At 72.0% G+C, this 21,212-nt stretch carries 23 protein-coding genes and 1 tRNA gene; 10 read left to right on the top strand and 14 right to left on the bottom strand.

Annotated elements, in window-relative coordinates; translation table 11 throughout:
* Nucleotides 1-3: 3 nt before the first annotated feature.
* Nucleotides 4-900 carry a succinate--CoA ligase subunit alpha gene (gene sucD / locus B5D60_RS10175; protein WP_078700054.1) on the top strand — a complete coding sequence of 299 codons (897 nt, stop codon included), beginning with the start codon at nucleotides 4-6 and terminating at the stop codon, nucleotides 898-900.
* Between the two features lie 86 nt (nucleotides 901-986).
* Here the strand turns inward: sucD and B5D60_RS10170 are convergent, their stop codons facing one another.
* Entirely contained in the window at nucleotides 987-2,801 is a 1,815-nt protein-coding gene (locus tag B5D60_RS10170) for a SigE family RNA polymerase sigma factor (protein WP_078700053.1), read from the bottom strand.
* 72 nt (nucleotides 2,802-2,873) lie between these two features.
* On the opposite strand from B5D60_RS10170, the gene B5D60_RS10165 reads away from it, so the two are divergent.
* From B5D60_RS10165 to purH, 3 genes are read left to right on the top strand one after another with little or no spacing between them, the layout of a single operon-like run.
* Nucleotides 2,874-3,998, top strand: coding sequence for a cell division protein PerM (locus tag B5D60_RS10165; RefSeq protein WP_078700052.1), 1,125 nt, complete (start codon nucleotides 2,874-2,876; stop codon nucleotides 3,996-3,998).
* A complete protein-coding gene (gene purN / locus B5D60_RS10160; protein WP_197684465.1) occupies nucleotides 3,973-4,617 on the top strand; it encodes a phosphoribosylglycinamide formyltransferase in 645 nt (214 codons plus the stop codon). The genes B5D60_RS10165 and purN overlap by 26 nt, the downstream gene beginning before the upstream one ends.
* Entirely contained in the window at nucleotides 4,614-6,170 is a 1,557-nt protein-coding gene (gene purH / locus B5D60_RS10155) for a bifunctional phosphoribosylaminoimidazolecarboxamide formyltransferase/IMP cyclohydrolase (RefSeq protein WP_078700050.1), read from the top strand. The genes purN and purH overlap by 4 nt, the downstream gene beginning before the upstream one ends.
* Here the strand turns inward: purH and B5D60_RS10150 are convergent.
* Both B5D60_RS10150 and B5D60_RS10145 read right to left on the bottom strand, forming a co-directional pair.
* On the bottom strand, nucleotides 6,142-6,822 hold the full coding sequence (locus B5D60_RS10150) for a TetR/AcrR family transcriptional regulator (protein ID WP_078700049.1): 681 nt from the start codon (nucleotides 6,820-6,822) through the stop codon (nucleotides 6,142-6,144). The two genes, purH and B5D60_RS10150, sit on opposite strands and share 29 nt — an antisense overlap.
* A 49-nt stretch (nucleotides 6,823-6,871) precedes the next feature.
* Nucleotides 6,872-7,504 carry a hypothetical protein gene (locus tag B5D60_RS10145; RefSeq protein WP_172806322.1) on the bottom strand — a complete coding sequence of 211 codons (633 nt, stop codon included), beginning with the start codon at nucleotides 7,502-7,504 and terminating at the stop codon, nucleotides 6,872-6,874.
* 82 nt (nucleotides 7,505-7,586) lie between these two features.
* Here B5D60_RS10145 and B5D60_RS10140 point away from each other — a divergent pair, with 82 nt between their 5' ends.
* Together B5D60_RS10140 and B5D60_RS10135 are read left to right on the top strand one after the other, a co-directional pair.
* Nucleotides 7,587-8,450, top strand: a complete 864-nt coding sequence (locus B5D60_RS10140) for a bifunctional methylenetetrahydrofolate dehydrogenase/methenyltetrahydrofolate cyclohydrolase (protein ID WP_078700047.1) — start codon at nucleotides 7,587-7,589, stop codon at nucleotides 8,448-8,450.
* Nucleotides 8,447-8,713, top strand: coding sequence for a DUF3017 domain-containing protein (locus B5D60_RS10135; RefSeq protein ID WP_172806321.1), 267 nt, complete (start codon nucleotides 8,447-8,449; stop codon nucleotides 8,711-8,713). The genes B5D60_RS10140 and B5D60_RS10135 overlap by 4 nt, the downstream gene beginning before the upstream one ends.
* Nucleotides 8,714-8,780: 67 nt before the next feature.
* On the opposite strand, the gene B5D60_RS10130 is transcribed toward B5D60_RS10135, so the two are convergent.
* The 8 genes from B5D60_RS10130 to B5D60_RS10095 all read right to left on the bottom strand — a co-directional run bounded on the left by B5D60_RS10130 (nucleotide 8,781) and on the right by B5D60_RS10095 (nucleotide 16,832).
* The gene (locus B5D60_RS10130; RefSeq protein WP_078700045.1) at nucleotides 8,781-9,770 is read right to left on the bottom strand and encodes a malate dehydrogenase; all 990 of its coding nucleotides are present in this window, start codon (nucleotides 9,768-9,770) and stop codon (nucleotides 8,781-8,783) included.
* A 73-nt stretch (nucleotides 9,771-9,843) separates the two neighbouring features.
* Nucleotides 9,844-10,491, bottom strand: a complete 648-nt coding sequence (locus tag B5D60_RS10125) for a hypothetical protein (RefSeq protein WP_153302970.1) — start codon at nucleotides 10,489-10,491, stop codon at nucleotides 9,844-9,846.
* A 9-nt stretch (nucleotides 10,492-10,500) separates the two neighbouring features.
* Complete coding sequence (locus B5D60_RS10120) at nucleotides 10,501-11,751, bottom strand: RNA polymerase sigma factor (protein ID WP_078700043.1); 1,251 nt, start codon at nucleotides 11,749-11,751, stop codon at nucleotides 10,501-10,503.
* Nucleotides 11,752-11,755: 4 nt separating this feature from the next.
* Nucleotides 11,756-12,124 carry a YciI family protein gene (locus tag B5D60_RS10115; RefSeq protein ID WP_078700042.1) on the bottom strand — a complete coding sequence of 123 codons (369 nt, stop codon included), beginning with the start codon at nucleotides 12,122-12,124 and terminating at the stop codon, nucleotides 11,756-11,758.
* A 56-nt stretch (nucleotides 12,125-12,180) separates the two neighbouring features.
* Nucleotides 12,181-12,606: a DoxX family protein gene (locus tag B5D60_RS10110; RefSeq protein WP_078700041.1), complete on the bottom strand. Its 426-nt coding sequence runs from the start codon at nucleotides 12,604-12,606 to the stop codon at nucleotides 12,181-12,183.
* Between the two features lie 124 nt (nucleotides 12,607-12,730).
* Nucleotides 12,731-14,317 carry a glutamine-hydrolyzing GMP synthase gene (gene guaA, locus B5D60_RS10105; RefSeq protein WP_078700040.1) on the bottom strand — a complete coding sequence of 529 codons (1,587 nt, stop codon included), beginning with the start codon at nucleotides 14,315-14,317 and terminating at the stop codon, nucleotides 12,731-12,733.
* 125 nt (nucleotides 14,318-14,442) lie between these two features.
* A complete protein-coding gene (locus B5D60_RS10100) occupies nucleotides 14,443-15,474 on the bottom strand; it encodes a hemolysin family protein (RefSeq protein WP_078700039.1) in 1,032 nt (343 codons plus the stop codon).
* Nucleotides 15,471-16,832: a hemolysin family protein gene (locus tag B5D60_RS10095; protein ID WP_078700038.1), complete on the bottom strand. Its 1,362-nt coding sequence runs from the start codon at nucleotides 16,830-16,832 to the stop codon at nucleotides 15,471-15,473. The genes B5D60_RS10100 and B5D60_RS10095 overlap by 4 nt, the downstream gene beginning before the upstream one ends.
* A gap of 74 nt (nucleotides 16,833-16,906) precedes the next feature.
* Between B5D60_RS10095 and B5D60_RS10090 the strand changes: the two genes are divergently transcribed.
* From B5D60_RS10090 to mscL, 3 genes are all read left to right on the top strand, one after another.
* Nucleotides 16,907-17,185 (top strand): FmdB family zinc ribbon protein, encoded by a 279-nt coding sequence (locus B5D60_RS10090; protein ID WP_078700037.1) that lies wholly within the window; start codon nucleotides 16,907-16,909, stop codon nucleotides 17,183-17,185.
* A gap of 67 nt (nucleotides 17,186-17,252) precedes the next feature.
* Nucleotides 17,253-17,840 carry an SAF domain-containing protein gene (locus B5D60_RS10085; protein ID WP_078700036.1) on the top strand — a complete coding sequence of 196 codons (588 nt, stop codon included), beginning with the start codon at nucleotides 17,253-17,255 and terminating at the stop codon, nucleotides 17,838-17,840.
* 47 nt (nucleotides 17,841-17,887) lie between these two features.
* Nucleotides 17,888-18,313 carry a large conductance mechanosensitive channel protein MscL gene (mscL, locus tag B5D60_RS10080; RefSeq protein ID WP_078700035.1) on the top strand — a complete coding sequence of 142 codons (426 nt, stop codon included), beginning with the start codon at nucleotides 17,888-17,890 and terminating at the stop codon, nucleotides 18,311-18,313.
* A gap of 3 nt (nucleotides 18,314-18,316) precedes the next feature.
* Here mscL and B5D60_RS10075 read toward each other — a convergent pair whose 3' ends face one another.
* Together B5D60_RS10075 and B5D60_RS10070 are read right to left on the bottom strand one after the other, a co-directional pair.
* On the bottom strand, nucleotides 18,317-18,505 hold the full coding sequence (locus tag B5D60_RS10075) for a hypothetical protein (RefSeq protein WP_078700034.1): 189 nt from the start codon (nucleotides 18,503-18,505) through the stop codon (nucleotides 18,317-18,319).
* Nucleotides 18,498-19,388, bottom strand: coding sequence for an NAD-dependent epimerase/dehydratase family protein (locus B5D60_RS10070; protein WP_078700033.1), 891 nt, complete (start codon nucleotides 19,386-19,388; stop codon nucleotides 18,498-18,500). Before B5D60_RS10070 ends, B5D60_RS10075 begins: the two co-directional genes overlap by 8 nt.
* A gap of 124 nt (nucleotides 19,389-19,512) precedes the next feature.
* On the opposite strand from B5D60_RS10070, the gene B5D60_RS10065 reads away from it, so the two are divergent.
* Nucleotides 19,513-19,588, top strand: a tRNA-Arg gene (locus tag B5D60_RS10065).
* A gap of 4 nt (nucleotides 19,589-19,592) precedes the next feature.
* Here B5D60_RS10065 and B5D60_RS10060 read toward each other — a convergent pair.
* Nucleotides 19,593-21,185: an MFS transporter gene (locus B5D60_RS10060; RefSeq protein WP_078700032.1), complete on the bottom strand. Its 1,593-nt coding sequence runs from the start codon at nucleotides 21,183-21,185 to the stop codon at nucleotides 19,593-19,595.
* Nucleotides 21,186-21,212 lie beyond the last annotated feature (27 nt).

The following is a 21,212-nucleotide window of genomic DNA, read 5'->3' as shown; positions in this document are numbered from 1 at the left end:
TACATGGCGATCTATCTCACCTCTGAATCCAAGGTCATCGTCCAGGGCATCACCGGCGGCGAGGGCACCAAGCACACCGCACTGATGCTGAAGTCCGGCACGAACGTCGTCGGCGGTGTCAACGCGCGCAAGGCCGGCACCACGGTCAAGCACGTCGACGCCGACGGCAACGACGTCGAGCTCCCCGTGTTCGCCTCGGTCGCCGAGGCGATCGAGAAGACCGGCGCCGACGTGTCGGTCGCGTTCGTCCCGCCGGCGTTCACGAAGGACGCCGTCGTCGAGGCGATCGACGCCGAGATCGGCCTGCTCGTGGTCATCACCGAGGGCGTGCCGGTCCAGGACACCGCGGAGTTCTGGGCCTACGCCCAGGGCAAGAAGACCCGCATCATCGGCCCGAACTGCCCCGGCATCATCAGCCCCGGGCAGGCGCTCGCCGGCATCACGCCGGCGACCATCGCGGGCCCCGGCCCGGTCGGCCTCGTGTCCAAGTCGGGCACGCTGACCTACCAGATGATGTTCGAGCTGCGTGACTTCGGCTTCACCACCGCCATCGGCATCGGCGGCGACCCGGTGATCGGCACGACGCACATCGACGCGCTCGAGGCGTTCGAGAACGACCCCGAGACCAAGGCGATCGTGATGATCGGCGAGATCGGCGGCGACGCCGAGGAGCGTGCGGCCGAGTACATCAAGGCGCACGTCACCAAGCCGGTCGTCGGCTACGTGGCGGGCTTCACCGCCCCCGAGGGCAAGACGATGGGCCACGCCGGCGCCATCGTCTCGGGCTCGTCGGGCACCGCCCAGGCGAAGAAGGAGGCCCTCGAGGCCGCCGGGGTCAAGGTCGGCAAGACGCCGTCCGAGACCGCCGCCCTGATGCGGGAGATCCTGCAGGCTCTCTGAGCCCCTCAGCACGAAGCCCCCGCGACCTCACGGTCGCGGGGGCTTCGTCGTCGGGGGCTCTGCCGCCGACCGAACGAGGCTTCCTGTCACTCCGGCGCGTGCGCCAGGCGCTCGCCCGCGCGCTTGAGGACGGTGCGGAACTCACCACCGGAGATGGCGTACTTGCCGGCCGGCGGGAAGAGGACCTGGGTGACGTCGGAGCCGCGGCGCACGATGCCCATCCGGTAGTTGACGACCTCGTCCTTGCCGACCTCGAGGCCCACCCGCCACGAGGTGCCGGTGAAGTCCTCACCACGGACGCGCTTGACGTCGCTGATCTCGGCCGGGAGGTCGCCGTCGGCGCACTTCTCGAGGCGCTTGGTGACGCCGTCGACGAGCTTCTTGGCCGCCTTGGGCGACTTCAGCCGCGCGACGGTCTGGGTGAGCGCGAACTGGTCGGGCAGCTCGGTCGCCTCGGGGATCGCGAAGACGCGCGACTGGGCCGACAGCACCGAGGGATCGGTGAACTTCGTGTCGTCGCACACCGTGGCGGTGGGGTTCTGGTCGGTGACCGGCATCGGTGCGCTGGCGCTCCAGACGCTGTCGATGGTCCGCACGGGCGGCAGGTCGACGACGCCGAGGAACTCGGGGTTCTTGCCCACGGCGGGCGGCAGCGCGGGCGTCACCGTGAAGCGAGTGGAGCAGTCGCCGCCGGAGTCGGCGCAGACGCGGCTGATCGACTCGTTCAGGACGCGCGCGAACTGGCGGACGTCGGTGCGCTTCGTCCCCGGCGACTCGTGCACGAGCGTGCTGGTGAGCGCACCGGACTGGGCCAGGCCCACGGTGATGAACCGGCTCGGCGAGCGGTACGACTGCAGCCGCAGGATGACGAAGTCGCCGAACGGCCGCTCCACCCGGTAGGCGTCGACGAGGCGCGTGCGCGGGTGCTCGCAGCCCGCGTAGAACGACACGAGGCGGTCGAACGCGGCCTCGGAGGCCTCCTCCGAGCGCGAGACCTCGATCGCCTGGGCGACGCGGTCGTCGGAGTCGTCGGTGAACGCGCGGACGAACACCTTGAGCGGGTCGGGATCGGCGAAGCGCGTGGTGGGACACGTCGCGTAGGGGGTCTGGTTCGCCGGGTCGGTGTCGGTCGCCTCGACCGTCCAGGACGAGTCGGGGCGCAGGGCCGCGACCTCGCCCGAGGACAGGAGGTCATCGGTGCCGATGTTGTGGGAGTCCAGGACGACGTCGCGCGACTCGGCACCGATCTTCTCGCGGTCGGGCAGGGCCGACTGGCGGGCGGTGGCGTCGCCCTGGGCGACCAGCGCACCGCCGAACAGCACCACCGCGAGCGCAGCGGCGACCAGGAGCACGGCGTTGCGGCGGGCGCCCCGCGTGGCGGAGCGTCGCACCTCGGCGGCCGTGGGCAGGTCGAGGCCGGCGGTGACGACCGCCAGGGCTCGCATCCGCTCGACCACCTCGTCGATGGTCGCGCCGAGGCCCTCCTCGATCCGGCTGAAGCCGCGGGAGGCGAGCTCCAGTGCGGCCTCGTCATCGACGCCCACCTCGCGGGCGGCCTCGTCGAGGTCGACGTCGGCGATCGTCATCAGGCTGATGAGCCGGCGCGACGGCTGGTCGAGGTCGGCCAGCTGCGCGAGCAGCGCCGTGTCGGTGTCGTGCGTCCGCTTGCGGCGCCACGGGTGGGTGCCGCGGCTGAGGGCGGTGCCCTTCCAGGCCTCGGCCCGCGCGAACGACGCCGGGTCGCCGGACGACACGCGCGACCACTGCCGCCAGGCATGGCGGTACGCCTCGATCGTGGCCTCGCGAGCGACCTCGCGGTCGCCGCACTTCGCATACGTCGTGACCAGGGTCACGCGCTGCGTCGAGGAGTAGAAGGCGTCGAACTCGTCGACCCGAGTCATCTACCTTCCTCCTTCGATCGGTCCCGGCGTGTGCTGTCGGAATCGTCCCCACGATACCGGTTGGATGGTGAGGTGCCCGAGTCCCGTGCTGCCGATCAGTGGCGCCCGGCGATCCTCACCGCCGTCGGAACGGCGGTCCTCAGCGTCCTGATCGCCGGTGCCGCCGCCTCGTCGACGGCGGTCGCCGGCTCCACGGCCGACCTCGTCCGCTCGGCCATCCGCACGTGGCTGGTCTCGATGGGCGCCACGCTCACGGCGGGCGAGCAGCGGCTCGACCTCGTGCCGATCGGCGCCACGATCGTCGTGATGGTGCTGGTGCTGGTGCTCACCCGCCTCTGCCTGCGGACCCCCGTGGCCGACCCCGGCGCCTTCGGGGCGATGACCGGTGGCGTGGCCGGCGTCCTCGCCGGCATCTGCTCGGCCGCCACCACCACCGACGCGACCACCACGTCGTTCGTCCGCGCCGCGTTCGGCGCGTTCGTCGTCGTCGGACTGCCTGCGGCGTGGGGCGCCTCTCGCCAGGCGGGCGTCGCCTGGCTGGGCCTCGCGCCACGCTGGATCCCGGTCGCCGACGGCGCCGCCACCGGTGTGATCGGCCTGCTCGGCGGTGCCACCGTGCTCACGCTCGTCATGCTCGTGCTGCACCTCGACCGGGCCTCCGACCTGTGGGCCACGCTCGATCCGGGCGGCCCCGTGCTGCTGGGCGCCCTGTGCCTGCTGGCGCTGCCCACCCTCGTGCTGTGGACCACGTCGGTCCTGCTCGGACCCGGCTTCGCCCTCGGCCCGGACACCTCGGTCGACCTCGCGGGCTCGTCGCTCGGCGCCGTGCCCGGCTTCCCGCCCCTGGCGGCGCTGCCCGACCCCGGTCCCTTCGGCGGCTGGGTCGTCGTACTGACCCTGATCCCCCTCGCAGCGGGTGTGGCGGCCGGTCTGGTCGCCCACACCCGCATGCCCGCGAAGCAGCGCACGTGGGGCCGGGCCGCCGGCGACGGCGCCCTCGCCGGGGCGGTGGCGGGCGCCGTGATCGGCATCCTCGTCGAGACGGCGCGCGGGGGCCTGGGCCCGGGCCTGCTGCAGTCCGCCGGTCCGCCCGCCTGGCAGAGCCTGCTCGTCGCGGTTCCGCTGCTCGCGGCGGGCGGCGCCCTCGGCGCGATCGGCGCCCACTATCGTTCTGCACGTGACCGAGCCTCGTCCTGAGCCCTCCCGGCTCGTGGTGCTGGTCTCCGGATCCGGCACCAACCTGCAGGCCCTGATCGACGCCTCCGCCGACCCGGCGTACGGCGCCCGGATCGTCGCGGTCGGCGCCGACCGCGACGGCATCGAGGGTCTCGCCCGGGCGCAGCGGCACGGCATCCCCACCTTCGTCGACCGAGTGGCCGACCACCCCGACCGCGCGGCGTGGGACGTGTCCCTGGCCGAGACCGTGGCGTCGTACGAGCCGGACCTCGTGGTCCTGGCCGGCTTCATGAAGCTCACGGGGCCGGCGTTCCTCGACCGCTTCGGCGGGCGCACCGTCAACACGCACCCCGCCCTGTCCCCGTCGTTCCCGGGCATGCACGGCCCACGCGACGCGCTCGCCCACGGCGTCAAGGTCACCGGGGCCACCCTCTTCGTCGTCGACGCCGGCGTCGACACCGGGCCGATCGTGGCGCAGGTGGCCGTCCCGGTCGAGGACGACGACGACGTCGAGTCCCTGCACGAGCGCATCAAGACCTCCGAGCGAGCCATGCTGGTGGAGTGGGTCGGGCGCCTCGCCCGTGAGCCCCACTCGATCGACGGCCGACGCATCCGCTTCCACCCGAAGGAACAGTCATGACTGACACCCGTCCCATCAAGCGCGCCCTCGTCTCGGTCTACGACAAGACCGGGCTGGCCGAGCTGGCCACCGCCCTGCACGCCGCGGGCGTCTCGATCGTGTCCACGGGTTCCACCGCGAAGACGATCGAGGCCGCCGGCGTCCCCGTGACCCCGGTCGAGGAGCTCACCGGCTTCCCGGAGTGCCTCGACGGCCGGGTCAAGACCCTGCACCCGCGCGTGCACGCCGGCATCCTCGCCGACCTGCGCCTGCCCGACCACGAGCGCCAGCTGCGCGAGCTCGAGATCGAGCCCTTCGACCTCGTCGTGGTCAACCTCTACCCGTTCCGCGAGACCGTCGCGTCGGGCGCGACGCCCGACGAGGTCGTCGAGCAGATCGACATCGGCGGGCCTTCCATGGTGCGCGCCGCGGCGAAGAACCACCCCTCGGTCGCGGTGGTCGTCTCCCCCGCCGCCTACGCCGACGTCGCCGCCGCGGTCTCCGCGGGCGGCTTCACGCTGGAGCAGCGCAAGCGGCTCGCGGGCCAGGCGTTCGCGCACACGGCGGCCTACGACGTCGCCGTCGCCTCGTGGTTCTCCTCGTCCTACGCCCCCGCCGACGACGAGCAGTTCCCGGCGTTCCTCGGTGCCACGTGGGAGCGCTCGGCGGTGCTGCGCTACGGCGAGAACCCGCACCAGCCGGCAGCGCTCTACACCGGGGACCAGCCCGGCCTCGCCGGTGCCGAGCAGCTGCACGGCAAGGAGATGTCGTTCAACAACTACCTCGACACCGACGCCGCACGCCGCGCCGCGTTCACGCACGACAAGCCCGCCGTGGCGATCATCAAGCACGCCAACCCCTGCGGCATCGCCGTGGGCGCCGACATCGCCCAGGCCCACGCCCGCGCGCACGCGTGCGACCCGGTCTCGGCATTCGGTGGCGTCATCGCGGCCAACCGTCCGGTCACCGTCGAGATGGCCCGGCAGGTGGCCGAGGTGTTCACCGAGGTGATCGTCGCCCCCGGCTACGAGGACGGCGCCGTCGAGGTGCTCCAGGGCAAGAAGAACATCCGCATCCTGCGCTGCCCCGCCCCCACGCACGAGATCCCCGTGGAGTTCCGGCCCGTCAGCGGCGGCCTGCTCCTGCAGGAGCGCGATCGCGTCGACGCCCCCGGCGACGACCCCACGACGTGGACCCTCGCCGCGGGCGAGCCGGCCGATGCCGACACGTTCGCCGACCTCGTCTTCGCGTGGCGCGCCTGCAAGGCCGTGAAGTCCAACGCCATCCTGCTGGCCAAGGACGGCGCCTCGGTGGGCGTCGGCATGGGCCAGGTCAACCGGGTCGACTCGTGCCGCCTCGCGGTGGAGCGGGCCGGCGAGGAGCGGGCGCGTGGCGCGGTGGCCGCGTCGGACGCCTTCTTCCCGTTCTCCGACGGGCCTCAGATCCTCATCGACGCGGGCGTCCGTGCGATCGTGCAGCCGGGCGGGTCGGTGCGTGACGCCGAGACCGTGGCCGCGGCCGCGGCTGCCGGCGTCACGATGTACGTCACGGGGACGCGTCACTTCTTCCACTGAGCGTGCGGTCGCGCAGCTCCTCCAGCATCCGTGTGCCGGTCTCGTCCTCGAGGAGGTGGCCGATGACGAGGTTGCGCAGCGCCCGCACGACCTTGGCGGGCTCCTCCTCCTCGGGGTTGACGCCGGCCGAGCGCCGCAGCGCGACGCCGGCGATGAGGGCCACGAGGTCCTCGGCGAGTCCCTCGGCGTCGGCGATCCCGGCCTTGTGCAGGAAGTCCTCCAGCAGGTGCTGCCCCGTGGTCAGCGCCCTGACGGCCGCCTCGCGCAGCTGGGGGTCGCGGGCGGCACCCAGGATGACCGCGAGCTCGCGGGTGGAGTTCGCCGGCGTGCGCTTGGCCAGGACGGTGGAGGCGAACTGCACCGACGTGTCGCGGGTGATGAGTGACATCAGCCCGGCGACGTCGACGTCGGCGAGCTTCCCGACCGTCTCCAGCCAGCGCTCGATGTGGTGGTTGAGGGCCTCGCGCAGCAGCTCGTCGATCGTGGCGAAGTAGTAGGTCGTGGTGGCTGCCGGCAGCCCGGCCGCCGCGGCCACCGCCCGGTGCGTGACAGCACGCGAGCCGCCCTCGACGAACAGGTCGACCGCGGCCTCCAGCAGGGCCTCGCGACGCTGCCGGCTCCGCTCCTGCGACAGCTGGGCCCTGGGTGCCATTCAGGCAGTCTAGGGCGGATGCGATGCCCGCGAGGGCCGACTCGGGCAGTCAGGCCCACCAGGTGTCGGCGTCGAGCAGCCAGTGGTGCCGCATCGACAGGGCGCGCTCGACGATCGCGGCGATGCCCGCGACCGTGAGCGCCGTCGCGGCCGCCCCGCTGAGCTCGAGCGGCGAGTCGAAGCTCCAGCCCAGCCACTCGGCCACCCGGGGCTCGTGCGTGACGGAGTCGAGCAGGCTCATCGCGGCGACCACGAGCCCTACGACGAGGACCACCACGGCCGCCCCGGCCATGAGCGCGCTCAGCGCGGGTCGTCGCTGCGCGAGGCGCTGCCGCCAGGCCTCCAGCGACTTCGGGTGCGGGCTCAGGGGCAGCTCGGCGCCGGTCGCGAGCACGAGGTGCGCTCGCTTCACCCCGTAGAACGTGGTGGCGAACTCGATGCGGCCACCGGGCACGGGGAACACCGCCGGCGCCTTCGCCACGGCCGTCCGCCGGCCGTCCGCGTAGAGCGAGACCTCGTCGTCCCAGTCGAAGAAGTCGTAGTCGACCGCGTACGTGTGCCCCGCGTGCGTGAGGCCCAGCAGGCTGCGGTTCACGACCTGGAGCCGCGAGTACGGCGGCAGTGGCCGGTCGTCCCCCGGCTCGATCGCGCGCTTGCGTCCCATGTCGGCGTCACCCCTCACGTCGGCGTCACCCCAGTATGTCCGGCACCGCTCGGGCGCAGGGGGCGCCCGTCCCGGCGGCCGCCCATGAAACACTCGGACCGTGACCGCCCAGACCCTCGACGGCAAGGCCGTCGCCGCCACCATCAAGTCCGAGCTCCGCGAGCGGGTCGACGCGCTGCGCGCCCGCGGCATCACCCCCGGGCTCGGGACCATCCTCGTCGGCGACGACCCGGCCAGCCGCTGGTACGTCGGCGCCAAGCACAAGGACTGCGCCGAGATCGGCATCGAGTCGATCCGCATCGACATGCCCGCCGATGCCAGCCAGGCCGAGGTCGAGGCCGCCGTCGACCAGCTCAACGACGACCCCCGGTGCACCCTCTACATCGTGCAGCTGCCGCTGCCGAAGGGCCTCGACGAGAACGCCGTGATCGGCCGCATCGACCCCGCGAAGGACGCCGACGGGCTGCACCCGACCAACCTCGGCTGGCTCGTGCTCGGCAAGCCCGCTCCCCTGCCCTGCACCCCGCGCGGCATCCTCGAGCTGCTGCGCCGCCACGACGTGGAGATCGCGGGCCGGCACGCGGTCGTCGTCGGCCGCGGCATCACCGTGGGCCGCCCGATGGGCCTGCTGCTGACCCGACGCAGCGAGAACGCCACCGTCACGCTGTGCCACACCGGCACGCAGGACCTGGCCGCCGAGGTGCGCCGCGCGGACATCGTCATCGCCGCCGCCGGCGTGCCGGGGATCATCACCGGCGACATGGTCAAGCCGGGCGCGGCACTGCTCGACGTGGGCGTCAGCCGCGACGACGACGGCAAGATCGTGGGCGACCTCGCGCCGGACGTGTGGGAGACCGCCGGCTGGGTCACCCCCAACCCCGGCGGCGTCGGACCCATGACCCGCGCGATGCTGCTCAGCAACGTGGTCGACTTCAGCGAGGCCGTCGCCGAGGACGCCGGGTGAAGCTCCCCCGCAGCTACGGGTCGCGGATCTACCTGCTGCACCTCGTGGCGGTCGCGGTGGGCCTGGGCCTCATCGCCGTGGGCCCGTGGCGCGTGGGCGTGCTGGTCATCGGCGCCTCGTTCCTCGTCGCGGCGGCATTCCGGATGGTGGTGCCGCTCGACCACACGGGCATGCTGCGCGTGCGCGGCAAGCTGTTCGACGTCACGTGGATGGGCTTCCTGGGCGCCTCCCTCGTGGTGCTGGCGCTCATCGTCCCCAGCTGACCACGACCTCCGGAACGACGAAGCAGGGCCGCCCCACCGGGGCGGCCCTGCTTTCTTGCTGCGTGGATCAGATGAGGCCCAGCTGCGTGACGGCGTCGCGCTCCTCGGCGAGCTCGGCCACGCTGGCGTCGATGCGCGCCCGGCTGAACTCGTCGATCTCCAGGCCCTGGACGATCTCCCAGTCACCGTTCTTCGTGGTGACGGGGAACGAGCTGATGAGGCCCTCGGGCACCCCGTAGGAGCCGTCGGAGGCCACGGCCATCGAGACCCAGTCGTTCTCGGCCGAGCCACGCAGCCAGTCGCGGGCCGCGTCGATCGTGGCCGAGGCGGCGGAGGCGGCGCTGGACGCGCCACGGGCCTCGATGATGGCCGCGCCGCGCTTGGCGACGGTGGGGATGAAGTCGTTCTCGATCCAGCCCTGGTCGCCCACGACCTCGGCGGCGTTCCGGCCGGCGATCTCGGCGTGGAAGATGTCGGGGTACTGGGTGGCCGAGTGGTTGCCCCAGATCGTCATCTTGCTGATGTCCGCGACCTTGGCGCCGGTCTTCGCGGCCAGCTGGCTGATCGCGCGGTTGTGGTCCAGGCGGGTCAGCGCGGTGAAGCGCTCGGCCGGGATGCTCGGCGCGTTCTTCATCGCGATGAGCGCGTTGGTGTTCGCCGGGTTGCCGGTGACGCCGATGCGCACGTCGTCGGCCGCGACCTCGTTGAGGGCCTTGCCCTGCGCGGTGAAGATCGCGCCGTTGGCCTCGAGCAGGTCGCCGCGCTCCATGCCCTTGGTGCGCGGGCGCGCACCGACGAGCAGGGCGAGGTTGACGCCGTCGAAGATGTGGTTCGGGTCGTCACCGATCTCGACCGAGTCCAGCGTGGGGAACGCGCAGTCGTCGAGCTCCATCACGACACCCTCGAGCGCCTTGAGCGCCGGGGTGATCTCGAGGAGTCGGAGCTGGATCGGAGTGTCCGGGCCGAGCAGCGAGCCGCTCGCGAGACGGAAGAGAAGGCTGTAGCCGATCTGGCCGGCGGCGCCGGTGACGGCCACCTTGACAGGAGAGGTGCTCACGTCGATGTGCTCCTTGTGTGGGGTGTCTGCCTCGAAACTAGCGCAGGACGATTCCGGCCCCATCACCGCCCGGTCAGAGGTCGTCGATCTCGTTGTCGAGCGAGATCCAGTCCGAGGAGGGCTCCACCCGGGTCGTGCCGTCGCGGGTCACGTGCAGCGAGCCGTCGACGGCGTGCAGGACGTAGCGGGCGCCGTCGTGCTCGGCGACGTACGCGTCACGGCGCCAGTCGTACGACCCGGCGAGATCGAGCGCACCGGAGCCGGCGGGCTGGATCACGACGCGGAACCGGTCGCCGACGGCGTCCTTGCCGCACACGGAGGTCTTGGCCCCCGACGTGGTCGACTTGTAGAGGATCACGGGGTAGTCGCCGCCACAGGCCAGGGACAGACCGTCGGTCTGCTGCTGCTCCTTGCTGACGGGGGTCTGCCCGCAGTCGGGCAGCAGGCTGTCGCCCTGGGTGCCGTCGGCGTTGAACCGGGTGTTCTCGTCCTCGCACTCGCCGGCGGTGGGTGCGGTGGTCGGCTCGGTGGTGGGAGCGGGCGCGGGCGCCTCGCGGGTGGGATCGACCGACAGGACCGGCGCGCTCGGCGTGGGCGTGGTCGCCGGGCTCTTCGCCTCGTCGTCGGAGCCGCCGGAGGACAGCAGCGACCACCCGAACGCGCCGAGGGTGGCCACGACGGCCAGCACCAGCAGGACAGGACGTGCACCTCGCCAACTCATCGGTCCAGCCTAACGGCTGGGGCCCTGCGCCTCGGCCCGCGCCCGCAGCAGGGCGCGCTCACGGTCGTTCGAGGCGAGACCGGCCGCGCGGCGGAACTCGGCCGCCGCCTCGTCGTGGCGCCCGAGCTGCTCCAGCAGGTCGCCCCGCACGCTGGGCAGCAGGTGGTACCGCGCCAGGGCGGGGGCCGTCATGAGGTCGTCGACCACCGCGAGCCCCGCCTCAGGGCCTCGCGCCCGCCCGAGGGCGACCGCGCGGTTCAGCTCGACGACGAGGGAGCCCGTCGCCCGCGCCAACCGGGCGTAGAGACCGGCGATTCGCTCCCAGTCGGTGGTCTCGACCGAGGCGGCGCGGGCGTGCTCCGCCGCGATCGCCGCCTGGAGGACGTACGGCCCGTCGCCGCCGAGCCGTACGGCGACGTCGAGCGCGGCCGTCCCTCGGGAGATCGCGTCGGCGTCCCAGCGCGAGCGGTCCTGATCGGCCAGCAGCACGGGCTCGCCGCCCGGGCCGACGCGCGACGCGAGCCGCGACGACTGCAGCTCCAGCAGCGCCAGGAGCGCGTGCGCCTCGGGCTCGGACGGCGTGACGGACGCCAGGATCGCCGCCAGCCGGACCGCCTCACGACACAGGTCGGGTCGGGTCCAGTCCTCGCCCTCGGTGGCCGTGTGGCCCTCGTTGAAGACCAGGTACACCGCGGACATCACCGAGTCGAGCCGCTCGGCCCGCTCCTGCCCCACCGGCTCCTCCATCGGGGCACGCGCATCCGCGAGCGTGCGCTTCGCCCGCGAGATCCGCGAGGCGACCGTGGACTCCGACGACAGGAAGGCCCGCGCGATCTCACGGGTGCTGAGGCCGGCGACGAGCCGCAGCGTCAGCACGGTGCGGCTCTCGGGCGTGAGCGCCGGGTGGCAGCACGTGAACATGAGCCGCAGCACGTCGTCGCGCACGTGCTCCTCGGCCAGCGCCTCGTCGAACTCGGCCTCGTACGCCTCGCGCGTGCCGGCGCCGACCTCGGCGTAGGCACGGAGCTGCCGCTCCCCCGCCCGGAACTGGTCGATCGCACGGCGCTTGGCCGTGTTCATCAGCCACGCCGCCGGGTTGTCCGGGACGCCCGTGCGGGGCCAGGACTCCAGGGCCTGCGCAAGGGCCTCCTGCGCCAGGTCCTCGGCGCGGTCGACGCTGCGCGTGATGCGCAGCAGCGCGCCGAGCAGGCGTGACGACTCCTGCCGCCACACCTGCTCGACCACGCGCGCCTCGTCCATGGGATCAGGCCGGGGGTGCCTCGAAGATCGGGCGAACCTCGACCCAGCCCTCCCAGCCCGGCCAGGCGTTCTGGTGGACCTGCAGGAATCCCTGCGCCTTCCGGACCGCCGTGTCGAGGTCGGGCACGTCGTAGACGGCGTAGCCGCCGACGAGCTCCTTCACCTCCACGTACGGACCGTCCGTCGTGGTGATCGAGCCGCCGCTGAGGCTGACGATCGCTCCCTGCATCTCCATCGGGGCCAGACCTCCGGCCTGGACGAACGTGCCCTCGGCCGTGGCCTTGGCCTGCAGCTCTCCGATGGCGGCGAACAGCTCGATCGGCGGCTCGTCGGTGGGGCGGTGGGTCTCGTGGACCATGGTCATGAACTTCATGGTGTGCTCCTTGTTTCGGGTGTGATCGTTCCGGATGGGGTGAGGTCGGGCAAGGGTCAGGCGCGCAGCAGGCCGCGCAGGCGGGCGTCCCGCGGCCACGCGCCGGCCCACACGAGGACGGCGGCGAGGATCGCGAAGACCGAGTTGAGCGCGGGCTGCTCGGCGATCAGGTTCACCGCGACCGCACCGCCGAGGTACGCCGTGATGAGGACGACGGCCATCGCGCGGGTGGCGGGGACCAGGTAGCCGATGACGAGGCTGCCGAGCACGGCGCCGCAGATCACGATCACGTGGTCGGGGATGCCGAGTCCGGCGCTCGCCTCGCGCACCTGCTCGACCTGCAGCAGGTGGGTGACGGCGTCGAAGCCGAGGAACGCCGTGACGAGCGCCGTCACGACCCAGCCGGCGCGCTGCGCCCGCGGGCCGAACGCCGTGCCGGAGGTGGGTCCGGTGGCGGGCCGGGTGTGGGTGTGGGTGGTCATGTCGGTCTCCGTTCGCTGGGTGAGGTGGTCTCTCACCCGTACGTCGCGCGAACGGGGACGTTCTTGACATGGGCTCCGGAACTTTTCTCCGGAGAGCCGGATCAGGCGCGTGCGCCCGGCTCCGTCACTCCCACTCGATGGTTCCCGGCGGCTTGCTGGTGACGTCGAGGACGACGCGGTTGACCTCGTCGACCTCGTTCGTGATGCGCGTGGAGATCCGCTCGAGGAGCTCGTACGGCAGGCGGCTCCAGTCGGCGGTCATCGCGTCCTCGCTGGAGACGGGACGCAGCACGATCGGGTGGCCGTAGGTGCGTCCGTCGCCCTGCACGCCGACCGAGCGGACGTCGGCCAGCAGGACCACCGGGAACTGCCAGATCTCGGAGTCCAGACCCGCGGCCGTGGTCTCCTCGCGGACGATCGCGTCGGCACGACGCAGGATCTCGAGGCGCTCCTCGCTCACCGCGCCGACGATGCGGATCGCCAGGCCCGGGCCCGGGAACGGATGACGCGAGACGATCGCCTCGGGGATGCCGAGCTGGCGGCCGACCTGGCGCACCTCGTCCTTGAACAGCGTGCGCAGCGGCTCGATGAGCGAGAACTCCAGGTCCTCGGGCAGGCCGCCCACGTTGTGGTGGCTCTTGATGTTGGCCGCGCCCTCGCCGCCGCCGGACTCGACGACGTCGGGGTAGAGCGTGCCCTGCACCAGGAACCTGACCGGCGCGCCCGGGGTCGCGAGGACCTCGCGCTCGGCGGCCTCGAACGTGCGGATGAACTCGCGGCCGATGATCTTGCGCTTCTCCTCGGGGTCGGTGACGCCCTCGAGGAAGCCCAGGAACTGGTCCTTCGCGTCGACGACCTTCAGGTCGACGCCGGTCGCGGCGACGTAGTCCTGGCGCACCTGCTCGGCCTCGCCCTGGCGCAGCAGGCCGTGGTCGACGAAGACGGCGGTCAGCTGGTCGCCGATCGCCTTCTGCACGAGCGCGGTCGAGACGGCCGAGTCGACGCCGCCCGAGAGCGCCGAGATGACGCGCGCGTCGCCCACCTGCTGGCGGATGAGCTCGACCTGCTCGTCGACGATGTTCGCGCTGGTCCACGTGGGCGAGCACCCCGCGATGTCGAACAGGAAGTGCTCGAGGATCTTCTGGCCGAACTCCGAGTGCATGACCTCGGGGTGCCACTGCACGCCCGCGAGCCGGCGGTCGGTGTTCTCGAACGCCGCCACCGTGGCCCGGTCGCTCCTGGCGCTGAGGGTGAAGCCCTCGGGCTCGCGCACGACCTCGTCGCCGTGGGACATCCAGCTGACGAGCTGGGCCGGCAGGCCGTTGAGCAGCGTGCCCGGCTCGAGCACCGAGACGTTGGTGCGGCCGTACTCGCGCTGGCCGGTGCGGGCGACCTGGCCGCCGAGCGCCTGCGCCATCGCCATGAAGCCGTAGCAGATGCCGAAGACGGCGGTGCCCGAGTCGACCAGGCCGACGGGCAGCTGCGGTGCGCCCTCCTCGTAGACCGACGACGGCCCGCCGGAGAGGATCACGGCCTTCGGGTTCTTGGCCAGGATCTCCTCGGACGTCGCGGTGTGCGGCATGATCTCGGAGAAGACCTTCGCCTCGCGCACGCGCCGTGCGATCAACTGGGCGTACTGCGCGCCGAAGTCGACGACGATGACGGTGTCGTGGTTGGTCTCGGCTACGGATTCAGGGGTCTCGGGGGCCACGGACCAATCCTAGGGCCGTCCGCCGCCCCCGCCGCGAGCGGTGCGGGCAGCGCTGGGCGTGACGTTTCCGGGGTCGAACACGGCGTGTCGACCCCGGGAACGTCACTGCCACGGCTCCGGGCGGATCAGACCTGCTCGCGGATCTCGCCGACGAGCTCCTCCAGGACGTCCTCGAGCATCACCACGCCGATGACGACGCCGCTCGCGTCGGCCACGCGCGCCATGTGCGAGCCCTTGGCCTGCATGGTGCGCAGCGCGTCGTACAGGCCACTGCCGACCGCCACGGTGGACAGGGGCCGGAGCCACTTGTCGGCGATCGGGCGCGCGCGCGACGTGTCGTCGGTCTCCAGCACGTCCTTGATGTGCAGGTAGCCCGTCAGCTCGCCGTCGTCCCCGGCCACCGGGAACCGCGAGTACCCCGTTCGGGCGCACGCGTGCTCGACGTCGACCGGGGTCGACCCCGGAGCGATCGTGACCAGGCCGTCGCGCGGCAGCAGCACCTGCGCGACGGTGCCCTCGTGGAAGTCCAGGGCGCCGCTCACGAGGCCGTACTCGTCCTCGTCCAGCAGGCCTTCGCGGCGCGACTCCTCCACCAGCCCGGCGACCTCGTCGTGGGTGAAGGTGGAGGCGACCTCGTCCTTCGGCTCGATGCCCACGAGGCGCACCGCCGCGTTGGCGATCGCGTTGAGCGACACCACGAGCGGCTTGAGGACGGCGATCACCGCGAGCATGAACGGGCCGAGGATGAGCGCAGCGCGGTCGGGTGCGGCCAGGGCGATGTTCTTCGGCACCATCTCGCCGTAGACGACGTGAAGGAAGACCACGAGGGTGAGCGCGATCGCGAACGAGATCGGGTGCACGAATCCGTGCGGCACGCCCAGGTACTCGAAGAGGGGCTCCAGCAAGTGGGCGATCGCCGGCTCGCTGATCGCACCGAGGCCGAGCGAGCAGATCGTGATGCCCAGCTGTGCCGCGGCCATCGCGAGCGTGACGTTCTCCATCGCCTTCAGCGCCAGCTTGGCCGAGCGCTTGCCGGCCTGGGCCTCGGGCTCGAGCTGCGTGCGACGGGCCGAGATCAGGGCGAACTCGGCCGCCACGAACAGGGCGTTGAGGATCAGCAGCAGCAGGGTGAGTGCCAGCGCGGGCCATCCGCTCATCGGCCGGCCTCCTTGGTGGCGGATTCGATCGTGAGGGCGAGGCGGTCGATCCGCCGGCCCTCCAGCCGCTCGACCGTCAGGTGGACCGTCAGCGGCTCCGCGTCGTCCTCGTCGTTCTCGGGGGTGGAGTCGACCTGGAGCGTCACGACGTCGCCACGCACGGCGAGCCGGCCGAGCCGCTCCAGCACGAGGCCGGCGATCGTCTCGTAGTCCTCGTGCTCGGGCAGCATCACCCCGGTCTGCTCGAAGACCTCGTCGGGGCGCAGCAGGCCCGACAGCGACCAGGTGCCGTCGCGGCGGTGGCGGCTGCTCTCGGAGAGCCGGTCGTGCTCGTCGGCGATGTCGCCCACGATCTCCTCGACCAGGTCCTCCAGCGTGACGATGCCGTCGGTGCCGCCGTACTCGTCGACCACGATCGCCATCTGGTTGTTCTGGTCGCGCAGCTGGACCAGCAGCGGATCGAGCTCGAGCGTGTCGGGCACCGTGGCGGCGGCCTCGGCGATCTCGGACAGCCGCACCGTGCGGCGCCGGTCGGGATCGACCGCGACGGCCTGCTTCACGTGCACCACTCCGACGATGTCGTCTGCCGAGCGGCCGATGACCGGGAACTTCGAGTGGCCGGTCTGGCGCGCCGCCTCGATGAGGTCCATCGCGGTGTCGCGCTCCTCGAGGAAGTGCACGCGGACGCGCGGCGTGCGCACGTCGGCGGCGGTGCGGTCGCCGAAGGCGATGCTGCGCGCCACCAGCTCGGCGGTCTCGTCGTCGATGGCACCCTCCTGCGCCGAGCGCAGCACGAGGGACCGCAGCTCCAGCGGCGAGCGGGCCGAGCGCAGCTCCTCCTGGGGCTCGACGCCGAGCCACTCCAGGGTGCGGTTGGCCATCGAGTTCAGGCCGCGGATGGGCCACGCCATCGCGCGGGTGAACGCGCGCTGGGGCCACTGGGTCGCGGCGGCGGTGCGCTGCGGCAGCGAGAGGGCCAGGTTCTTCGGGATCAGCTCGCCGACCAGCATCGTGACGATCGTGCTGAGCACCAGCGCGATCGCGTAGGAGGCGACGCTCAACCCGCCGCCCGACAGCCCGAGGGAGGTCAGGGGATCGTGCAGGATCCGCCCGATCGCCGGCTCGGCCAGGAAGCCGATGGCCAGGTTCGTGATCGTGATGCCCAGCTGGGCACCGCTCAGCTGGGTGGAGAGGGTGCGCAGGGCCTTGAGGGTGCCCTCGGCACCGCGGTCACCGGCCGCTGCGTCGCGCTCGATGGTGGCGCGGTCGACGGTGACGAAGGAGAACTCCGCGGCGACGAAGACACCGCAGGCGAGCATGAGCAGGAACGACGTGAACAGCAGAAGCCATTCGGTCACAGTGGGTGGGTCCTCAGGTCGGGAAGGTGGATGCTCAACGATAGCGGTGGGAGTTGAACGGTATCCTTCTCGTCGTGCCCACCTACCAGTACCGTTGCGCCGACTGTGCCGAAGAGCTCGAGATCAAGCAGAGCTTCTCCGACGCCGCGCTGACGACATGCCCCTCCTGCGGCGGAGACCTCCGCAAGGTGTTCGGGGCCGCGGGCGTGGTGTTCAAGGGCTCGGGCTTCTACCGCACCGACAGCCGCTCCGGCGGCGGCTCCTCGTCCGGCTCGTCGTCGTCCTCCTCCTCCAGCTCCGGCTCGTCCTCCTCGAGCTCGTCGAGCGGCTCCACCGGCTCCGGCGCCGCCTGAGCCACCTCCGGGGCGAGGCTGTGGACGAGTCGCGCCGGCACCGCGCGATCGTGTCTAGCCTCGCCGCATGGAATCGGCCGTCCGCTTCGTCCTGACCCACCGGCGCGTCCTCGCCGCCGCCCTGGCCGGGCTGGCCGCGTGGGCGGCGATCGGCGCCGTCACCCGCTCCCCCGACACCCGCGAGGTGCTCGTCGCCGCCCGCGACCTCGGCGGCGGGTCCACCGTGACCCGCGCCGACGTGCGGATCCAGCGGCTCCCTCGCCACACCGTGCCCGAAGGATCGATCGGCCGGTCCGACGCGATCGGCCGCGCTCTCGCGGGCGCCATGCGCGCCGGCGAGGTCTTCACCGACCGGCGGGTCGTCGACCCGCGCGACCTGGGCGAGGACCGGGTCCTGGCCACCGTCGAGGTGCCCTCCGCCACCGGGGACCTGCTCAGGTCCGGCGACGCGGTCGACCTGCTCGCCGTGGGCGACGAGGGGCGCGCCGTCCCGGTGGCCGAGGCGGTCGAGGTGATCACGGTGCGCTCGGACCCCGACCGTGAGACGGCCGTGCTGGGCGTGGCGGCATCGCCCCGCGTGGCCACCGAGGTCGCGCGGGCGTCGGTGACGTCGCGACTCACCGCCGTGGTGGTGGGTCGTCAGCGCCTGCGCTGACGCCCTAGTGTCGGAGGCGACCCCTCCACCGACCCATGAGGAGAGCCATGCTCCAGGGCTTCAAGGACTTCCTGTTCCGCGGCAACATCGTCGACCTCGCCGTCGCGGTCGTCATCGGCACCGCGTTCACCGCGCTGGTGGCCACCTTCACCGGCGCCATCATCGAGCCGATCATCAACTCCCTCGGCGGCGCCAACGTCAAGGGGCTCTCGTACCAGATCGTCGACGGCAACCCCAAGACGATCATCGACCTGGCCGCGGTCATCAACGCGATCATCACGTTCGTCATCACCGCGGCGGTCGTCTACTTCGTCTTCGTCCTGCCGTCCAAGCACCTGATGGAGCGGTTGGCCAAGGGCGAGGAGGAGGAGCCCGCTGGTCCCAGCGAGGACATCCTGCTGCTGCGCGAGATCCGCGACGCGCTCGGCGGCGGCACCTTCCAGCGCCAGCCCGGGAGCGACCCGACGCTCTAGGACTCAGTCCTTGCCGTGGTGCGGGGGCACGTCGCGCAGCAGCTCGTCATCGCGTGACGTGCCCTTCGCGTCGTCCCCCCAGCCCTCGGGGCTCTCGTCCCGCGTGGTCGAGGGCATGAGGTCGCCGAGCAGACGGGCCGCCCGCTCGAGCCGGGCGCGCCGCTGCGCCTCGGTCTCGGAGCGCTCAGCCACGGAACCACTCCGGGGTCAGGACGGGACGCACGGGCTTCCAGCCGGCCAGGTCCATGAAGCGCTGCGAGGTCACCCGCTGCGAGCGGGCGAGCAGCTCGAGCTTGTCCGCCGTGACGCTGAAGAGCCAGCGACGGAAGAACCGGCCCTCGCTGTGGCCCGCCGCTCGGGCGATCGCGTTGACGTAGTCCACGCGCTTGAGCGGCTCGGCCCCGACGTTGTAGGCGCCGCTGGGTGCCCCGAGCGCGGCGACGGCGGAGGTCCCGACGTCGAGCGGGTGCACGACGTGCATCCACGAGTCGGGATCCCCCAGGCCGATGGGGCGGCGCTTGCGCGCCCGCCGCACGAGGAACTGGGAGTTGGGGTCGTCGCCGCAGATCAGCCCGTAGCGCAGGCGCACGGTGACTCCCCCGGCCTCCTCCACGCGCTGCGCGTGGTGCTCGGCCACGGTGAGTGGCTCGGTGACCATCGTGACGTCGATCGGCGTGGACTCGTCGATCCACTCGTCCCCGCGCGCGACGTAGATGTGGCTCAGGCTCTGCTGGACCATCAACCCGACCCCGGACTCGATCGCGGCATCGGCCACGACGCCGGCGCCGACCGTGCGGATCCGGTTGATGCGGGTCAGCGATCCCGGGAGCATCGCGCGGACGCCCACCGGCACCTGGGTGGCGAAGTTGATCACCGCGTCGCAGCCGCGCATCGCCTTCATGAGGGAGTCGCGGTCGAGCACGTCACCGTGGATCGCCGTGGCCCCGGCCGACTGCACGAGGCGAGCGGCGGACGGTGAACGCACGAGTCCGACGACCTGGTGTCCGGCGTTCTGCAGGGCCGGGATCGTCGCTCGTCCCATGACGCCGTTGGCGCCGGTCAACAGGATCCGCACCCACCGAGTCTACGGCGACGATCCGCATCGTGAGACAGGAACCGGTGCCACGTGCGCCACAGCCGCCACGCGCGGACCCGCACGACGCATCCGTCGCCCGCCTCATGGAAAGATGGACCGGTGCGCCCCCGTAGCTCAGGGGATAGAGCAACGGTTTCCTAAACCGCAGGTCGGAGGTTCGAATCCTCTCGGGGGCACCACCCGTCATTCCGGTCCGGCGACACCTGCGGCGTCCTCGGCCTCGTAGCGGCGCAGCAGCTCCTTCTCGGCCTCGTGGCGCGGGAACGCGAGGAGGACGAGCGCGGCCCCGATCAGCACCGCGACCGCACCGGCCGCGTAGGCCCAGTCGTCACCCTGCAGGAACGCCGACCTGGCCGCGGCGGTGATCTGGTCGGCGTAGGTCGGGTGCTGCTGCGCGATCTGCTCGGCACTCGCGAAGGACTTCGTCAGCTCCGACTGCACGTCGGACGAGGCCTTCTCCCCCGAGGGAGACGACGCGATGGACTGGCTGAAGGAGCTCGCGTATCCCGCGGTCAGCAGAGCGCCGAAGAGCGACTGCATGATCGCGCCCCCGAGGTCGCGCTGCAGGTCGGCGGTGCCGGAGGCCATGCCCGCTCGGTGAACGGGTACCGAACCGGTCAGCGAGTGGGACGCGGGCGTTCCGGCCAGTCCGACGCCGATGCCCAGACAGGCGTAGGCGATGGCGATCTGCCAGTAGGGGGTGTTCTCCTCCCAGAGCAGCAGCATGGACAGGAAGCCGAGGAACAGGAAGACATAGCCGCTGAGCAGGGTCGTTCGCGCGCCTTTCGACTCGATGAGCTTCGCCGACCGTGGCGCCACCAGGACCATGAAGACGATCGCCGGGAGGAAGGCCGCGCCCGCCTCCACGGTGTCGTAGCCCACGACGTTCTGCAGGTACTGCTGGCTGATGAACATCGCACCCATCAGCGACCCGAAGACGATGATCCCCGCACACGCAGCGACCCAGAAGACCCGCCGTCTCGCGATGTCCAGGTCGTACAGGGGATTGGCTGCCCGTCGCTGCCGCCACACGAACGCCACCGTCGCCGCGGCGGCGATCAGTCCGAGGCCCGCGACGAGGGCTCCCTTGCCGGGCACCGGCGCGAAGTTGATCGACAGGACCAGACCGGCGACGAGCACGACCGACAGGATCCCGCCGAGGTTGTCGACGGGCTCGCTCGACTCGTTGACGTGGGAGGGAACCAGCAGCCAGGCCATCACGAGCGCCACGACCGCGAGCGGAAGGGTGACCAGGAAGACCGACCCCCACCAGAAGTGCTCGAGCAGCCACCCGGCGACGAGCGGGCCGAGAGCGGCGATGGCCCCACCGAGCGCCGACCACAGGGCGATCGACCTCGTCCGGCCGGGTCCGGACCACAGCGCCGCGATGAGCGCCAGCGTCGTGGGGTAGGCCATCCCGGCGGAGAGCCCGCCCAGGACCCGGGCCACGACCAGCACCCAGTCGTCCCACGCGAAGGCAGCGAGGAGGCAGGCCGGCACCGACAGCAGGATGCCGAGGAGGAGCATCAGCTTGCGCCCGTACCGGTCGCCCACCGCCCCCAGGTAGAGCACCGAGGCTGCGAGGCCGAGGGAGTAGCCGACGGCGATCAGGTTCAGCGTCGTCTGCGAGCTGTCGAAGGCCTTGCCGATGGACGGAAGGGCGACGTTGGCCACGGAGAGGTTCAGGTTGGCCACGCCGGCGACCACGATCAGGGCGGCGAGGACCAGCGGCGCTCGCTCCGGGGCCTGCGGACTCGTCATCGAGACTTCGGACATCACTGCCTCCGACTTCGTCCCGGCGAC

This window comes from Aeromicrobium choanae (assembly GCF_900167475.1).
GTDB classification, from domain to species: Bacteria; Actinomycetota; Actinomycetes; order Propionibacteriales; family Nocardioidaceae; genus Aeromicrobium; species Aeromicrobium choanae.
This window is presented reverse-complemented; position numbering and strand designations above follow the sequence as displayed.

What these genes read in the sequence shown, in the direction of transcription:
- sucD (WP_078700054.1), top strand. Translation starts at nt 4, where the DNA reads ATGGCGATCTATCTCACCTCTGAATCCAAGGTCATCGTCCAGGGCATC.
- B5D60_RS10170 (WP_078700053.1), bottom strand. Translation starts at nt 2,801, where the DNA reads ATGACTCGGGTCGACGAGTTCGACGCCTTCTACTCCTCGACGCAGCGC.
- purH (WP_078700050.1), top strand. Translation starts at nt 4,614, where the DNA reads ATGACTGACACCCGTCCCATCAAGCGCGCCCTCGTCTCGGTCTACGAC.
- B5D60_RS10150 (WP_078700049.1), bottom strand. Translation starts at nt 6,822, where the DNA reads ATGGCACCCAGGGCCCAGCTGTCGCAGGAGCGGAGCCGGCAGCGTCGC.
- B5D60_RS10125 (WP_153302970.1), bottom strand. Translation starts at nt 10,491, where the DNA reads ATGAGTTGGCGAGGTGCACGTCCTGTCCTGCTGGTGCTGGCCGTCGTG.
- B5D60_RS10120 (WP_078700043.1), bottom strand. Translation starts at nt 11,751, where the DNA reads ATGGACGAGGCGCGCGTGGTCGAGCAGGTGTGGCGGCAGGAGTCGTCA.
- B5D60_RS10115 (WP_078700042.1), bottom strand. Translation starts at nt 12,124, where the DNA reads ATGAAGTTCATGACCATGGTCCACGAGACCCACCGCCCCACCGACGAG.
- B5D60_RS10110 (WP_078700041.1), bottom strand. Translation starts at nt 12,606, where the DNA reads ATGACCACCCACACCCACACCCGGCCCGCCACCGGACCCACCTCCGGC.
- B5D60_RS10100 (WP_078700039.1), bottom strand. Translation starts at nt 15,474, where the DNA reads ATGAGCGGATGGCCCGCGCTGGCACTCACCCTGCTGCTGCTGATCCTC.
- B5D60_RS10085 (WP_078700036.1), top strand. Translation starts at nt 17,253, where the DNA reads ATGGAATCGGCCGTCCGCTTCGTCCTGACCCACCGGCGCGTCCTCGCC.
- mscL (WP_078700035.1), top strand. Translation starts at nt 17,888, where the DNA reads ATGCTCCAGGGCTTCAAGGACTTCCTGTTCCGCGGCAACATCGTCGAC.
- B5D60_RS10060 (WP_078700032.1), bottom strand. Translation starts at nt 21,185, where the DNA reads ATGTCCGAAGTCTCGATGACGAGTCCGCAGGCCCCGGAGCGAGCGCCG.